The following is a 15,651-nucleotide window of genomic DNA, read 5'->3' as shown; positions in this document are numbered from 1 at the left end:
GTCGCGGCGGACACTACCGGACTGACTTCCCCTCACTCGATCCCCGCTGGCAATTACATACTCTCGTTCGAGGAGATCTGTGGTCTAAATCTTTGCCGATCGAGTGATAAATAGTTGTTAGGATAAGATAGCTATAGCTATTAACGTAAGTTGCTAGTTATATTCGCAAGGTGGTTATGGGAAAAGGGTAAAAGAAATTGTTCTATCCTATCCTTTCCCCTTTCCCCTTTCTCCTTACACACTAAAAATCTATAACTAGCAACTTAGGTAATTATCAATTATTCCATGAAGATCGATCCCAAGCAATCCCAACCAGAATCGACGGCACCTCAACCTTTGCTGGTGCAATGGTGGCAAAAATGGAGCGAAAATATTACGATCCTAGTCGTAGCGATCGGATTGGCTTTTTTCATTCGGACATTTATTGCCGAGCCGCGCTACATCCCCTCCGAATCGATGTTACCGACATTAGAAATTGGCGATCGCGTTATCGTCGAAAAACTCTCCTACTATGGCCATCCACCCCAACGCGGCGACATCATCGTTTTTGCACCACCGCCGCAGTTACAAGCACAAGGATACCTAGAAGAGCAGGCTTTTATCAAACGCGTCATTGGTCTACCGGGGAATACGATCGAAGTTAAAAATGGTCGCGTCTATGTCGATGGTGACTTATTAACCGAATCATATATCGCCGAGCCGCCTAATTATGCCATGTCGCCTGTCGTCGTCCCCGCAGATCGAGTATTTGTGATGGGTGACAATCGTAACAATAGCAATGATTCTCACGTTTGGGGGTTTTTGCCTAAGACTAATATTATCGGTCATGCTTGCTTCCGCTTTTGGCCGCTAGAACGTTGGGGTGGCATGAGATAACGCCGTAGCTGGCGACAAAAAAAGACCGATCGTCAGTTGCCTAACAATCGGTCTAAAAGCTAAAAACCCCGATTTTCCCTAGCAGTGAAGTATCAGTATGAGACTTACAGTACTAAAAAAATATTGTTGAATTTTGGTGACTTAATGATTAACCTAGATTAAGCTGTCCAACCTTCTGTATTAAATATAACCTGTTAGAGATCGCGCAGGCATCAGCCATTTAGATGACCGATCGCCGAATGTTAGACTCTATATCCAAAGGTAGATTATTGTGTAAAGGGGACTTTCAGCTCTTAGCAATAAATTTTCCCAATTCTTCTGTCCCGATGCGCTCGATCTTCGGTCAACCCGACTTTGAGTACATCGCTATCCCCTATCCTCTATCCCCTAATGTATTACTTTCCTCAAGATCCGCCCTATTTTATTTTATTTGCTGGTTTATTTGCTGGCATAGCTTGCGGAGCCGCTTTCGACAGCACCCTACGCCAGAACGTCAAAGCTTGGTCGGCAGATCGAAAAAACATCATTCTTGCCAATAGCGATGGGATTAGCTTGCAGTTGCCCTTTTTAGGTATTTGCGTGGGGATTATTTTCTTTCTCTCGGCTGGGTTAGAAATTTTCGGATTTCCAAGCTGGCTGGCATATAGTATCGCATTTCCATTGACGTTGTTAATTGCCATTTTGCTGTGGTTTCAGCTCCGAGTTGTGTTCAGACAACTCGACAGAGGTGGTTCGCCCGCGCTGGATCTAGACTCCTGGGAAGAATAATTAAGCTCGGCACATCTTCTATCGAGATCTGTACTGCCAAAACATGAGTTACATCAGAGGCACCCCTGCAAAATTAAGCTGTAGGGGTGCCTCGCGTGTGAATAACCACTACTAGTTGTGGCTATTCCTGGCTCCTTCGCGTTACAATCTCTAACTAAATTCTAAAATAGGCGATCGATAGCTACCGATAACCCAGGGAATAGCTCGTCGGTAATTATGCCCTCGCTTATATAAGTTGTGGGCGGGCGATCGGGATAAAATACAGTCACACTTTTAGCTTCTGGCTCGACTATCCACACTCGCAATACATTGCCAGTGAGATAAAGACCAGCTTTTTGGGTCATTTGTCCGAAAGTTTGTCCGGGTGAGATAATTTCAATTGCGAGTTCGGGTGGGACGGGACAAGCGGCATTTTCATTCCAACTTGCTGGTAATCGATCGAATGAAACATAGAGCAAATCTGGCACGGGTGTATAGTTATCACTCAAATCGAACGCCCATTCAATGCCCACTCTCCCACGCCCATCGCTCCATAGATTGAGAATAGTGACTAAAGCCAGAGTCGAGCGGGAATGAAAATACTTAGGGGACATTTTAGGTACGGCAATGCTATCGATTAATTCATAAGTGAGATCGCTAGCATCTGCTAATGCCCAAAATTCTGCCTTCGTAAGTTTTTTTGTCGTGGTAGCAATCATCGCTTTATCGATCGAGTCAGATCGATACTATCTTAACAAGATCTCACCTCGCATTGGATTCTGGCAAAATTCAAGTTGGGCTAATCGAACATCGATCGAAATTGCTAGCAATAAAAAAGAGAGGGCGTTTTGCACTACCCTCTCTTTTTTGAATCTAACTTAAGCCAAGTTATCAGGCAAGCCGATTAGACTTTTGCAGCAACTTTAGCTTCTTTAGAAGTCAAACGTTCGTAAGTTGCTCTCATTTTCAGACCGACCATTACTTGGAATAAACCAGTACCATTATTAGAACCAGGATACTCGCGGTGTTGGAGCAGGAGGCTAGTCATTTCACCTTTGTGTTTGGTAGAAATATTGCTCAAGTGGCTCTCGATGTAACTTACTTGCTCTAGGTTGCCCAACTGACCGTCTAGTTCGAGTACCGATACGGGATGTCCGTAATAGGTATCTGGGCCGTAGAACATCTTGATTCCAGGATATTCACAAGTCAATTTGCGTCCGCAAGGTCTCCAGTGAATCGTAGAACCCTCGTCGAAGAGGTAAACGGGATCGAAGTCAGAGACACCTTCGCGCTGCATTAGGCGCACGCGTAAAAGCTTGCTTTCTTTATCGTCGATCAACTTAGTCGGTAATACTTGAATTACAACATCGGCATGACCGCGTTGTGGCTCGATGTATGCTTCAAAGTCAGGACGACGAGATTCGATTGCAGCTAAGACATCATCGTAGCTGTGACCGCGCTCGGCCATGTCTCTTTGAATCTTCCAAGCGATTTTGACATCATCGGTGATATCGAGGTAGACGCTAAAGTCGATCAGACCTCTGACTCTTTCGTCATAGAGTGGATGCAAACCTTCAATTACAACTACGTGATTGGGTTCGATTGTTTCGGGAGGGTCGATCAAACCAGTCTCATGGTTGTAAATTGGTTTTTCGATCGATTGACCGCTTTTAAGAGCTTTGATTTGCTCGTACATCAGGTCGAAATTGTTCGCACGCGGATCGAGTGCTGTTACCTTTTGCTCTTTGCGCTGGTATCGATCGAGACTATGGTAGTCATCCAAACAGATTACCGTCACGAAACTCTCCCCAAACAAGTCAATAATCCGTTGTAAAAACGTTGACTTACCACAGCCGGAGTCTCCAGCAACCCCAATTATTACCACGCGATCCACCTTTGTCATAGCTATCCTCTATATATTGAAATCTTTTGTAAGTATTTAGTTCTAGTTCTTTGAAATAAAATTTTACCTCAAACCGCTATCCCAATCGAACCAGACACAAACTAATTTTCCATGGGTACAGTATTTGGCACTGGAGAAAATCGGTCGATGTCAAGAGCTAGTGCAATTATCCCTCGAATCGGCATTCGATGGCGATCTCTCAGGTATAAAATCCTAATTTAAGCACACTTCTGTAGCGATAGCTACCATTAACTTAATTATATTCAGCTCGGCTAGATCGCGTGTGTCTGTAATGTAAAAACTATTACCCAGACAACATTATAGCCGAAGCAGGAGCGCAGAGATCGCGATCGATAGACAACCAAACATTGGAGCGCGATGAATCAAGCCGAATCTAGCATGTGACGGCGGCGATCCCCGTTGGCGCAGCCGCGCTCGCAGTAGGTAATCGACCTAAGACCGCTCAATTTGGGAAACTCGCCCGATCGCTCTTGTGTAATGGGGCGTAGCTACGGTATCCTGACTGGAATATGTTTATATAGCGACAGGTTGTCTGCACTCTAGTCTAACAGCTAGCAGCGAAGCATCTCCCGATGGAGAGGCTCGCGGGAACGAGTGATATTTGAAGTAACTAAAGTTATAATGACACCTAATATTTGGGGTTCGGAGATATAAAATAGCAATGTACAATTCAAGTCTAAGCGGTAGTGCTGGTAACTCAGCAGCAAATAATCGTCTGTTTGTCTACGAAGTTATCGGTCTACGCGATACACAATCTTCAGAGGGCAATAGTAACAAGATCCGTCGTAGCGGTAGCTCGTTCATTACCGTTCCTTATCAACGGATGAATCAAGAAATGCGCCGCATTGCCAAATTAGGTGGCAAAATTCTCAGTATTCGTCCTTTTTCAGCGACAGTAGAATCAGTTTCCACAGCCAGTGACGAGACTCCGGTTCAGAGTAACGAATCAGCACCAACAGCAGCCGCTGCACCCGCACCTGCTGTTAAAAAACATGCAGATGTTCCGGTCAATATCTATCGCCCCAATGCTCCGTTCGTTGGTAAATGTATTTCCAATGACAATCTGCTGGCTGAAGGTGGCATCGGCATGGTTCAACATGTGAAATTTGACATTTCCGCTGGAGATTTACGGTACTTTGAAGGCCAAAGTATCGGGATTATTCCTCCTGGTAAAGATAATAAAGGTAAACCCCATAAAATTCGTCTGTACTCAATCGCGAGCACCCGTCACGGCGATGATGTCGATGACAAAACTGTCTCGTTGTGCGTGCGCAAATTAGAGTACAAAGACGAGAAAACTGGTAAAGAAGTTGAAGGTGTCTGTTCGACATTCTTGTGCAATATCAAACCGGGCGATGATGTCCAGATTACTGGCCCCACTGGGAAAGAAATGCTCTTGCCCGAAGATCCTGAAGCAACAGTGATCATGATGGCAACAGGAACGGGAATCGCACCATTCCGCGCTTACCTGTGGCGGATGTTTAAGGATAACGAGCGTCATGCCAATCCCGACTATCAATTCAAAGGTTTGGCTTGGTTGGTATTTGGCGTAGCAACTACTCCCAACATCCTCTACAAAGGCGAACTCGAAGAAATTCAACACAGATATCCTGACAACTTCAAGCTGACTTATGCCGTCAGTCGCGAACAGAAAAATGCACAGGGTGGCAAGATGTACATCCAAGATCGGATCGCTGAAAATGCGGACGAACTCTGGTCTTTGATTCAAAACGAGAAAACTCACGTTTACATCTGCGGACTCAAAGGGATGGAAACGGGTATCGATGCGGCACTCACTGAAGCCGCTAGCAAGTCCAATGTCAAATGGGCTGATTACCGCTCTCAAATGAAACGTGCTGGTCGTTGGCACGTTGAAACCTACTAATGTAGAGAGTAGGGGGTAGAGAGTGGGGAATAGGCAAGAGAAGGTAATTACGAATTATTTTCCTACCGCCTACTCTCTACCCTCTACCCCTGATTCATATGGTAAAATTGCATACAAACCGAACAAACTTAGGTAAAATAAGGATTGGAGCCATGTCGTCAGCAGTCGAAGTTACAGACGGTTCTTTTAAGGAAGATGTCCTGGATAGTGAGATTCCAGTATTAGTGGATTTCTGGGCACCTTGGTGCGGTCCTTGTAGAATGGTCGGCCCTGTAGTGGATGAAATCGCCGCCCAGTATGAAGGCAAAATCAAAGTATTCAAGCTTAATACTGACAATAATCCCAACGTTGCCAGTCAATACGGCATTCGGAGTATTCCCACGCTGATGATTTTTAAAGGCGGTCAAAAAGTTGATACTGTGGTCGGTGCCGTTCCCAAAGCAACTCTTTCCAATACTGTCGAAAAATATCTTTAAATATTGCAATTAGCCTAGTTTAAATAGCAAGCTAAATCCTCGATCGAAATTGAGAAGATGTAACTTCTGTTTCAGTTGGCTCAGACGATTGGGGCTAGCAGTAGATAGATCGCTGTACCATTTATGTCTGGCAATCTGTCAGATGCAAATCAAAATGGGAGCTGACTAATTCCAAGAATAGTATGCTCGATCGATATTCTCGTATGCCTAGTTAAATAGCGTCTCAGTCTAGATTAGGCTAGAGACGCTTTTCAATGCGTACTGGTAAGTATTTAGGCTTTTAAGAGTAACTGGGCACCAGCCAATTAATTTTGAATTAAACCTATGGATGCTCTATCCGAACTCAAAGATAATCTCTCGGCTACGATCGATCGCTTACCCAGCATGAGTAATGGTAAGTGGATTCAGCGGGCATTAGAAGCAATTTTACGGCTATCTGAATCTGAGATTGACAGGTTGGATTGGAAGATTCTAAGTGCGGCTATCGGTGACATGGAGAGAGCCTTCGAGGTATTTTATCCCTACCGACACGTTCGCAAGGTCGCAGTATTTGGCTCGGCGCGCACTAGCGAGACAGTGCCTGAATATCAGCTTGCCTATGATTTCGCACAGCTTATCACCCAGCAGGGATTTATGACCATTACTGGTGCTGGTGGTGGGATTATGGCAGCCGCCAATGCTGGAGCCGGATCGGAAAATTCTTTTGGCTTGAATATTCAGCTTCCTTACGAACAGAGCGCGAATAAATATATTTTGGGAGATCCAAAAACGATCGCGTTTAAATATTTCTTCACGCGCAAGTTATTTTTCTTGAGAGAAAGCGATGCCGTTGTGCTGTTTCCAGGTGGATTTGGAACGTTAGATGAAGCTCTTGAAACGCTCACACTGTGTCAAACCGGGCGATACGGCCCCGTTCCCATCGTTTTACTAGATCGTCCTGGCGGTACATATTGGCGCGATTGGGACGCTTATTTGCGCCAGCACTTAGCCGCAACGGGGTTGATTAGTCCAGGAGATCTAAATTTATATACGATCGCTGATGATATTCATGTCGCAGCAGAGGCGATTCGGAACTTTTATCAGGTATATCACTCTAGCCGTTACGTTGGCGATATGTTTGTGATGCGATTGAAAGTGGCCATTTGCGATGGAGATCTAGAGTTGCTCAATCAAGAATTTGGTGACTTAGCAGCTAACGGTAAAATCGTTCAAACTACCGCTCTACCTCAAGAGTCTGACGATCCGACCGTCGATCTGCCGCGATTGGTATTCAAGTTCGACAGGCGCGATTTTGGACGTTTGTATCAGATGATCGGCAGGATCGGTCGGATGGATGGGGAAAGTTGTCTGGATACTCATCCCGAAGCTAAATAACTTCAGTTTCAGTTAAGGTTGAGGATTGTCTCAGTGCTGCTAGATTCACTTTGAGATCGACCGATTTTAATCGGTGGCTAACTTAGCCGAGAAGTATTGAGTATGATTTATCATTACATTACGAGATCGGTATGAATTTAAGGTAGGGGCAATTCATACCTTAATCTAGCTAGGTCAATTTTGGTAGGTAGTAAAAGTTGTAAAATTTAATGAGCAAGGAGGGATTCGAACCCCCGACCTTCTGATCCGTAGTCAGAAGCTCTATCCACTGAGCTACTTGCCCTAGTCCGTTCTTTATTATAACATACCTTTTCCCAACTGATGAAAAAACTAAAAAGGTTCGAGATTACTACACTCGAACCTTTTAGCTTAAATTAGTGGGCAAGGAGGGATTCGAACCCCCGACCTTCCGGTTCGTAGCCGGACGCTCTATCCACTAAACTACTCGCCCTAGCCAGCAAACCAATATAACATACTTTAGCGTAATCATGCAAAATTTTTCCAGTTGGACTGAATCTCAGCTAGATTCCCAGCTCACGCATTTAAACGATCGGGGAGAAGCGAAGATGGTAGATGTGGCTGAAAAGGTCGTGACTAAGCGCACGGCTGTTGCCGAAGGTCGAGTCCGCATGTCTGCTAGTACCCTAGAGGCGATTCTAGCGGGCAATGCCCCTAAGGGTGACGTTTTAGGTGTCGCGAGGATTGCGGGTATCATGGCGGCGAAGCAGACAGCCAATCTCATTCCGCTGTGTCATCCTCTACCTTTAAGTCAGGTCGCGGTAGAGTTAATTCCCGATCGAGATTTGCCAGGAATTTCGATCCGATCGACAGTGACGATTGAAGCCAAAACTGGTGTGGAAATGGAAGCTCTGACGGCGGTATCGATCGCGGCTTTAACTTTATACGATATGGCTAAAGCTTTGGAAAAGTCGATGCAGATCGAGAATATCCGCTTGGTGAGTAAAACTGGTGGTAAGTCAGACTTTCAAGTTAAGGGTAAGGAATAGGGGATAGGAGATTAAAATTTAATCAGCTAAAAATTCTCTTTGACTCGGTTAAGCCTTAAAATGCGATCGATAGCGAGTGCGTATTCCCTCTCTTCCTTACAATCGTGAAAAAACGGGTAACTCTGACCTTTCCCAAACGTACTATTCAGATGCCAGTTGCATATCGACTGGCTAAAGATTTTAATATCGCGGCTAACATCATTCGCGCGCAGGTAGCACCCAACCAAATTGGGAAATTAGTAGTAGAACTGGCTGGGGACATTGACGAACTCGATGCAGCCATAGAGTGGATGCGATCTCAAGGCATTCAAGTTTCGACGGCGAATAAGGAAATATATGTTGATGAAGAGGTCTGTGTCGATTGTGGGTTGTGTACTGGCGTATGTCCGACTGAGGCTCTCAATCTCGCACCCGATACTTTCAAACTTAACTTTACGCGATCGCGTTGTATCGTTTGCGAACAATGTATCCCAACTTGCCCCGTTGGCGCAATTTCTACCAATTTGTAGCTCGATCGCAACCTGACAGAGCGATCTTATCTACTCATCTTTTATTTGGAAATTTGGATAAATAAAAAAGGAGATAGATATATCTCCTTTTATTTGGGAATTCACAATGATAAGATCGGGCTTAAGGATGAGAGCGCGGTAAAATTAATAACCAGTTTTTACTGTCTCCTCCAGCAGATGGGAGAACTATACTGAGACTAGAGCTGGAGATGCAACTAGATCGATTTCACTTAGTAGACTGGCTCCAGATGATGCAAGCGATCGAGCATCTTCTAGCTCTAATTTAATTCGGCTGTGCAATTTAGGTAATAAAGATTCCCACTGAATCGATGATAGTTCTCCAGTTAAAGCTATCTCTAAGTGTTCGGTAATATCTAGATCGGCAGCCATCATAAGATTCATGGCAATACCTGATATTAAGACATTAACAGATTCAATATCTTTAGCATTTGTAGTATCGATTAATAAAGTCGGTCGATCGAATTCCGAACTTTGAGCTAGGTTATAGCAAACATTCGCAATCTCTTCCCCTAACACTTCTTCATCTTGCGACCAATCGGGGAAAATAATTAGATTTCGATCGCTCAATGGCAGATGAGTTAAGGTTTGTGCGATTAAAACATCTTTAACAATATCTCCCATTTTAGACCAAGAGAACTGTTTTATCTGTTCCAAACCTGCTGCAATCAAAGCTGCCCTTAGCTGCGGTTTTTGTACCTCACATAGAGCTTCCGCCATCCCATCGATATCGTCATCAAATACATAGATAACTGCCTCACCAGCAACTTCGGGAATTGAAGCATTCGGACAAGTAATCACGGGGCAACCGCTAGCCATTGCTTCGACGATCGGCAAGCCAAAACCCTCATATTTAGAAGGATAAACTAATGCGATCGCACCTGCGTAAGCAAGGCTTAACTCGAAATCATCTAATCGTAAATAATGAACATTCGTACCGAAACTATACTGTCGATCTTCCTGACTCAATATGTGACCGCCAGTCATAATAATGTCGAAGCCTGACTTAGTAGGTAGTCGATCGAATGCTTGTAAGAATAACTCGATATTTTTATACCCACCTGGAGCACCAATTACAAAATAAGGCTTAGCAATGCCATATTTATAGCGAAATTCAGCCAGATTAGTTACACTTGGTTGCTGAAATATAGACTGAACGCCACAATGAGCGACTGTCACTGTATCTGGATCGATATTTGAGTAAATTTCAACTAAGTCCTTAGCTGTATGCTCAGATATCGTTATATAAGCAGAAGCATGTTCGATCGCGCGGCGTTTTTCTTGCCACATTGGTTGATTCAGATCGGCTCCTAATACCTCTGGAATCATGTCATAACCCATGAATACCGAAGGAGTTTCCAGCGGTGTGGTGTAGTAGGTAGAGATGAATAAATCTGCACCTAATTCATCACAGACTTGCTGCAACATCTGGCGATCGGTATCGATATTCTTATAGTCATAGGCGGGAATTTGACAATAAGTAACTCCAGGTATTTGGGGAGCTGTACCTACTCGATCTAGAACAACTATATTTTTGATGAAAGAGGTTTGAGACCACTCTTCTAGTAATGACCTCCAGACGCGAGCGATACCAGTCTGATAAAGTTGAAAGAATACTCCATCAACTATTATTCTCGGTGTTGACTTGTTAATTTTTTGGGCTTGTATCTCTATTTCCTCTGGCTGTAAGAATCGCCAGCGATCGGTGTCGTGTTCTTTTTTAGCAACTGGTATGATACCTAGCGCACTCGCACTATCAACTTGAGTACTATCGCCAACCCATGAAAAATAGTCTCGTAAGAAGACTGGGAATTTAGTTACGTCTTGTAACTTCGACCACTGATAAACAGCATTTTGATAACCATAATATTGTTCTTTAAATAGCAATTGCTCTTTGGTTGCATAAGCAAAATGCTGAAAAACTAGCCCAGCTTGTTCGGTTTCTTGATGTAAAAAAGGATTAATTGCTGCTAAGTTTTTGTGTTCGCCATCACTACTTTGTGCCACTAATACTGGTGGCTCGTGTGCTGCCCAAAACGCTCCTGGTTTATATTTCCAAGTACGCAGCCAATCTTGGCTAGGATTTTGAGCATAACAATTACGGGTACTAATTAATAACTGCTCTCCAACAAAATACCAGCACCAATAGAATGCGGCAGTTTTATCAGGATTGTTGATAAATAGTTGTCGCGTAATATTTAATTGATCCAACGTCCATAATTCATCTACATCTATCTGCCACAGTAAACATTCTTCTTGAATATTGGCCAGAGGTGCATTTACCATTTCCCGTTTACCATCCCAGAAAATGCCTACTGGTTTTCTATAAATGGTGATATTTTCCGGGTATAGTTGAGCTAGGTTGTCTAAGTATTCTGTAGTTCCGTCATTACTCAAACCATTACGATGAATGTTATCACTTATACTACCACCTAGCTGGATACTCCATCCAGTATCATGTTTTAAGTCTGCGACCCCTTCAATAATATGCCAGTGCCATTGACAAGTAAGTTGTTTGAATATATCGATATGGTAAGGAAGATATGGTTGTCCGTTTAAAACAATAGTAAAAAAATGAATGGGTAGAGATGGAAAAGCAATATAGTTTTCATAGAAAGCATTAGAGCTACTTACTTCTTCTCCAATACTTCCATCCTTAGTAATCCGATGACATTCGTATCCATATTTTCTCAAAATATTGAATGTGGCATTAGCAGTCCGATCCAATCCTTCCAACATTTTCTGAGATATTTCAAATTGGATATATCCAACTGCTCTATTTCCCAGCAACTTCACCGCACCTTCTAAGGTATCACTTTCAGCTCCTTCTACATCAATTTTTAAGTAATCTATTTTTTCGATACCATTGTTTTGGCAGAAATAATCTAATGTAATTCCTTCTACAATCTCTGTGTTAACAATTGGCACGCACTCGCCCGATCCATTAGGATTAAGCATTTCTGGCTTGCCGATACTATTCCAGACTGAGAAATCTTCTGGAAATTCATTAAAAACAATTGGAATATTCTCTGAATAAGTTGCTTTTTGATGTGCGTTAACATTGCTGCATTTAGATTTTCTCAATCTTTCTTCTAACTTCTTAAAAGTACTGGAAGCAGGCTCGAATGTGTGCACGGTGCCAGAATTCCCTACCAGTCTACTAAGAATAATTGAATAGTCTCCAATATTTGCACCTACATCAAAGACTAACATTCCAGGTTTCACTAGTTTTTTCAGTAGCATTCGCTCTGAATATTCATGAGGTGCTAAGTTATCATTGGCATCAGTCAACCTCTTAAATACTGAGTAACCATTCCGAATCGAGGTATTGTGACCGATTAGAATATAATTAGGGTCTGCAAGAAGCTGTTGATGATTTACATAATTTTTGAAAGTAGTAATATCATCTAATAAAATGAATTTGCTACCGTACACTTCTTTTAGCTCAGCAACCCCAGTGAATTCAGAACCATCGATTAATACTAAATCAAAATTTTCGATTTGGTTGTCTTGCTTTACTTTTCTAATGCCATTTGCCGATACCCCAGCATTCCTGACATAGTCAATATCCTGTTGGAGCCATCCTAATACAACCTCTAAGGGAAATTTATTTAGATTGCTATTACTATTATGGTAAAAATCGATGACTTCTGTCCGGGATGGAAATTCTTCAATTGCAACAGAAGACACATTGTAACACTTGACGAATTTTTCACATTCATACCGCTTATTTAATTCAGTAAATCTAGCCTGTGAAACTTCCATACAAAAAAGCTGTGGCTGATTTGGATTTTCTCTCAGTCCTGTGACAAAGGCTTCTGTACTACCGCCACCTGATGATGAGCCAATTTCTAAGACTGTCTGAATATCTTCTGTTCTAGCAAGCTGCTGAATAATTGCGTAAAAATCGTCATTTTTAATTTCTGGAGGAATTAAAAAATTCAGTTCAGAATTATTAACTTCATTATTCATATGGATGCTTCTGTTCGGATGACAGTTAGAGGTTGAAAGAGGAGAGTATCTCAGCAATCGGGGGAAGATGCTCTGCTATTCCAGGCGAAATCAAAAGATTTATAGCTAGCCATAAACTCTAAGACTTTCCGAATTTATCCCCAGGCTACTTAGGCGTTGGTGCTGATTGCTGAGATCCAGTTGGTTTTAGAGTACCCACATTTTTGCTTTCAGCTACCTGTTTGTTGATGGCGTCGAGTAATTCTTTGTACTGAGTGTTGGTGGGGTTGAGTTTGACGAGTCGTTCGAGCGCGGCTTTAGTACCCAGGATATCGCCTCGGCGCATTCTACTTGATACCAAGCCTTTGAGTGCAGTTTGATTATTTGGTTCGCGTTGCAAAACTGTGGCAAAACCTTTCTCTTCGGCTTGAAGTTGGGCATTCTGAGATTGAGCGGCATTTTCATTAACAGCGGGTCGATCGAGAGAACTGCTAATCATACCGCCAATTCCCAATATACTCCCACCGAGAAAGGATATGCCCGAGCCAATTACAACTATTTTTGTCAATGTACTTTTTTTGTTGTTTTCCACGATTTCAGTTTACTCCTGGTAATAGGGGTGTGTAGCCTGGATGTCTCGATTGCTGAAGGCAGACCAAGGGTCATCTAACTCCAGCCATTCTTCTAAGTTACCAACTTTCAGCTATTAACTATCATTTTGGAGCGAAGTTAACCAATTTATGTCAGTATCTATCCAAAATTCACTGGGAGATAAATTTAGAGCGAAATTATCCCAGCTATCGCCGACCCTCATCGTGCAAGTTGGCTGGATCTTGGGAGCATTTGCAATTGTAATACATATGCAAACACCCCAATTAGCTACGCTCAAGCATCAAAGTAAAAATATGGATAAGGACGTGCTAGCGCGCGAAGAAGCTCAAATTAAAGCTCGACTCTCGATCGCCAAAGTACTACCGACATTTGGATATAAGAATACGATCGCTAACTGGTATTTTTTGGATTTTGTCCAATACTTTGGCGATACAAAAGTCAGGCAAAAAGCTGGCTATGGAGCGACGCTCGATTATTTTGATACGATCCTCGATCTCGACCCCCGCTTTCTCTATGGTTATTATTATCTGTCGAGTACTGGCTCACTTTATGCTGGTGAACCAGAGCGAACGGTCGATCTGATGAATCGCGGGTTAAAGTCACTATCGCCCAAAGTGCCCGAGCGCAGTTACTATATTTGGAGACTCAAGGGTGTCGATGAGTTAATATTTTTAGGAGATGTGACTGCCGCTCGCAATTCGATGCAAACGGCTGCGAACTGGGCGAGAGAATATACAGATCCGCAGAGTCTTACTGCCGCGCAGGTTTCCCAAGCTACCGCCAATTTCTTAGCGCGCAACCCCAATAGCAAACAGGCTCGATTTGATGCTTGGAGCATGGTGTTGAGTACGGCAATAGACGATCTGGCGATCGAGCGGGCAATCGCCGAAATCAGAGCTACTGGTGGTAAAGTAACGATTAGTCCGACTGGAGAATATAATGTAGTACCACCAGCCAAAGATTAGCCCCCACTTAGACTCCGTTTGCCAGTTAAAATTCCTAGCAATTTTCGTAATGATAAGGTACGAATAAAGATGCCATGTTGTTACGGCTAAACTCTAAACCCTAGCATCTACCCATCTATCCATCTACCCATCTACCCATCTACCCATCTACCCCTATCCCGTTGCATGGATTTATTAGAGTACCAGGCTAAAGAATTGTTCGCGGATGTTGGCATTCCCGTATTGCCGTCCCAACGGATCGATCGACCGGGGGATCTCAAGGCATTGCGGATTCCATATCCAGTAGTATTAAAATCGCAAGTTAGCGTCGGCAATCGGGGCAAAGCTGGGGGGATTAGATTTGTCGAGAATACCATCGATGCGATCGCCGCAGCCCGGACGATCTTCAATTTGCCGATTTTGGGGGAATATCCCCATGTGCTGTTAGCAGAGGCGAAATACAATACAAGCCAGGAGTTTTATCTAGCGATCGTGATCGACAGATTAGCTTGCCGTCCGGTATTACTCGGCTCTACAGATGGCGGGATGAATGTCAATACCATTCTCGATCGCATTCATCAGGTAGTCGTCTATGAAGAGTTTTCCTCTTTTTACGCGCGGCAGCTCGCTTTGAAAATGGGACTCAAAGGTGAGATCATGTTGGCTGTGAGCGAAATTATCGAGAAGATGTACCTCTTGATGCGAGCGCAAGATTTAGATTTGGTCGAGATCAATCCGCTGGGTGTCGATCGGGATGGTGCCGTAATGGCCTTAGATGGCAAAATTAGTGTCAACCACTATGCTGTAGGCAGACACCCAAATCTTCAACCCTGGCAGATGGTGGATGTCGCTCGCAATCGATTGGGTACTTTATCTCCGCTATTTAATGAAGTCGGGAATATCGGGATTCTGTGTAGTGGCAATGGTTTGGCTCTAGCAATGTTGGATGGGATCGCTCAAGGCGGTGGGCAAGTGGGACAATGTATCGTTGTCGATCCCGCCTGTAGCGAAGAAATCCAGATCGCTCTCGATCGCATTGGCGTGAATGTCAATGGTGGCGAGCGTACCAACTCACCACCAATCGATGTTTTATTGGTGAATTTTGTCGGCAGTGAGATCGATAGTTGTCAACAAGTGATGCAATATTTGGCTCGCGATCCGCAGATGACGATTATCTGGCGAGTATTGGAACCAGACCTCGATCGACTTGAAGGATTTCTGCCGTTATCTATTAAACTAGTCACTAATTTCGATCGCGCGATCGCGCAGACTTTGAAGCTGGCTAAGCCGTAATGTAGGCTTTAGGCTCTAGGCTTTAGGCTTTAGGC

At 43.6% G+C, this 15,651-nt stretch carries 13 protein-coding genes and 2 tRNA genes; 9 read left to right on the top strand and 6 right to left on the bottom strand.

Translation table 11 applies throughout. The features are described from left to right. Positions 1-285 precede the first annotated feature (285 nt). A complete protein-coding gene (gene lepB, locus C7B77_RS09355; RefSeq protein ID WP_106303259.1) occupies positions 286-876 on the top strand; it encodes a signal peptidase I in 591 nt (196 codons plus the stop codon). Positions 877-1,266: 390 nt separating this feature from the next. Next, entirely contained in the window at positions 1,267-1,644 is a 378-nt protein-coding gene (locus C7B77_RS09350) for a hypothetical protein (protein WP_106303256.1), read from the top strand. Between the two features lie 161 nt (positions 1,645-1,805). Here the strand turns inward: C7B77_RS09350 and C7B77_RS09345 are convergent, their stop codons facing one another. Both C7B77_RS09345 and C7B77_RS09340 read right to left on the bottom strand, forming a co-directional pair. Next, positions 1,806-2,342 carry a Uma2 family endonuclease gene (locus C7B77_RS09345; protein WP_106303253.1) on the bottom strand — a complete coding sequence of 179 codons (537 nt, stop codon included), beginning with the start codon at positions 2,340-2,342 and terminating at the stop codon, positions 1,806-1,808. Positions 2,343-2,527: 185 nt separating this feature from the next. Beyond that, positions 2,528-3,526, bottom strand: coding sequence for a phosphoribulokinase (locus tag C7B77_RS09340; RefSeq protein ID WP_106303250.1), 999 nt, complete (start codon positions 3,524-3,526; stop codon positions 2,528-2,530). A 682-nt stretch (positions 3,527-4,208) separates the two neighbouring features. Here C7B77_RS09340 and petH point away from each other — a divergent pair. From petH to C7B77_RS09325, 3 genes are all read left to right on the top strand, one after another. After that, positions 4,209-5,432, top strand: a complete 1,224-nt coding sequence (gene petH, locus C7B77_RS09335) for a bifunctional rod-capping linker CpcD/ferredoxin--NADP reductase PetH (protein WP_106303248.1) — start codon at positions 4,209-4,211, stop codon at positions 5,430-5,432. A 152-nt stretch (positions 5,433-5,584) separates the two neighbouring features. Continuing rightward, positions 5,585-5,908: a thioredoxin gene (gene trxA / locus C7B77_RS09330; RefSeq protein WP_015160796.1), complete on the top strand. Its 324-nt coding sequence runs from the start codon at positions 5,585-5,587 to the stop codon at positions 5,906-5,908. Between the two features lie 324 nt (positions 5,909-6,232). Then, positions 6,233-7,282 carry an LOG family protein gene (locus tag C7B77_RS09325; RefSeq protein WP_106303245.1) on the top strand — a complete coding sequence of 350 codons (1,050 nt, stop codon included), beginning with the start codon at positions 6,233-6,235 and terminating at the stop codon, positions 7,280-7,282. A gap of 210 nt (positions 7,283-7,492) precedes the next feature. On the opposite strand, the gene C7B77_RS09320 is transcribed toward C7B77_RS09325, so the two are convergent. Together C7B77_RS09320 and C7B77_RS09315 are read right to left on the bottom strand one after the other, a co-directional pair. Continuing rightward, positions 7,493-7,565 (bottom strand) — tRNA-Arg (locus C7B77_RS09320). Between the two features lie 95 nt (positions 7,566-7,660). Beyond that, positions 7,661-7,733: transfer RNA gene (locus tag C7B77_RS09315), tRNA-Arg, on the bottom strand. Positions 7,734-7,770: 37 nt separating this feature from the next. Here C7B77_RS09315 and moaC point away from each other — a divergent pair. After that, a complete protein-coding gene (gene moaC, locus C7B77_RS09310; RefSeq protein ID WP_106303242.1) occupies positions 7,771-8,289 on the top strand; it encodes a cyclic pyranopterin monophosphate synthase MoaC in 519 nt (172 codons plus the stop codon). Positions 8,290-8,393: 104 nt separating this feature from the next. Continuing rightward, the gene (locus tag C7B77_RS09305; protein WP_106303239.1) at positions 8,394-8,798 is read left to right on the top strand and encodes an NIL domain-containing protein; all 405 of its coding nucleotides are present in this window, start codon (positions 8,394-8,396) and stop codon (positions 8,796-8,798) included. 186 nt (positions 8,799-8,984) lie between these two features. On the opposite strand, the gene C7B77_RS09300 is transcribed toward C7B77_RS09305, so the two are convergent. After that, positions 8,985-12,788: an FkbM family methyltransferase gene (locus tag C7B77_RS09300; RefSeq protein ID WP_106303236.1), complete on the bottom strand. Its 3,804-nt coding sequence runs from the start codon at positions 12,786-12,788 to the stop codon at positions 8,985-8,987. A gap of 145 nt (positions 12,789-12,933) precedes the next feature. Next, positions 12,934-13,335, bottom strand: a complete 402-nt coding sequence (locus C7B77_RS09295) for a tetratricopeptide repeat protein (protein WP_219892058.1) — start codon at positions 13,333-13,335, stop codon at positions 12,934-12,936. 172 nt (positions 13,336-13,507) lie between these two features. Between C7B77_RS09295 and C7B77_RS09290 the strand changes: the two genes are divergently transcribed. Both C7B77_RS09290 and C7B77_RS09285 read left to right on the top strand, forming a co-directional pair. Next, positions 13,508-14,344 (top strand): hypothetical protein, encoded by an 837-nt coding sequence (locus C7B77_RS09290; protein ID WP_106303230.1) that lies wholly within the window; start codon positions 13,508-13,510, stop codon positions 14,342-14,344. A gap of 165 nt (positions 14,345-14,509) precedes the next feature. Continuing rightward, on the top strand, positions 14,510-15,616 hold the full coding sequence (locus C7B77_RS09285) for an ATP-grasp domain-containing protein (RefSeq protein WP_106303227.1): 1,107 nt from the start codon (positions 14,510-14,512) through the stop codon (positions 15,614-15,616). Positions 15,617-15,651: the final 35 nt, after the last annotated feature.

The organism is Chamaesiphon polymorphus CCALA 037 (assembly GCF_003003845.1).
Taxonomy (GTDB): Bacteria; Cyanobacteriota; Cyanobacteriia; order Cyanobacteriales; family Chamaesiphonaceae; genus Chamaesiphon; species Chamaesiphon polymorphus.
This window is presented reverse-complemented; position numbering and strand designations above follow the sequence as displayed.

Coding starts and splice junctions, on each gene's coding strand:
- lepB (WP_106303259.1), top strand. CDS start 286: ATGAAGATCGATCCCAAGCAATCCCAACCAGAATCGACGGCACCTCAA.
- C7B77_RS09350 (WP_106303256.1), top strand. CDS start 1,267: ATGTATTACTTTCCTCAAGATCCGCCCTATTTTATTTTATTTGCTGGT.
- C7B77_RS09345 (WP_106303253.1), bottom strand. CDS start 2,342: ATGATTGCTACCACGACAAAAAAACTTACGAAGGCAGAATTTTGGGCA.
- C7B77_RS09340 (WP_106303250.1), bottom strand. CDS start 3,526: ATGACAAAGGTGGATCGCGTGGTAATAATTGGGGTTGCTGGAGACTCC.
- petH (WP_106303248.1), top strand. CDS start 4,209: ATGTACAATTCAAGTCTAAGCGGTAGTGCTGGTAACTCAGCAGCAAAT.
- trxA (WP_015160796.1), top strand. CDS start 5,585: ATGTCGTCAGCAGTCGAAGTTACAGACGGTTCTTTTAAGGAAGATGTC.
- C7B77_RS09325 (WP_106303245.1), top strand. CDS start 6,233: ATGGATGCTCTATCCGAACTCAAAGATAATCTCTCGGCTACGATCGAT.
- moaC (WP_106303242.1), top strand. CDS start 7,771: ATGCAAAATTTTTCCAGTTGGACTGAATCTCAGCTAGATTCCCAGCTC.
- C7B77_RS09300 (WP_106303236.1), bottom strand. CDS start 12,788: ATGAATAATGAAGTTAATAATTCTGAACTGAATTTTTTAATTCCTCCA.
- C7B77_RS09290 (WP_106303230.1), top strand. CDS start 13,508: ATGTCAGTATCTATCCAAAATTCACTGGGAGATAAATTTAGAGCGAAA.
- C7B77_RS09285 (WP_106303227.1), top strand. CDS start 14,510: ATGGATTTATTAGAGTACCAGGCTAAAGAATTGTTCGCGGATGTTGGC.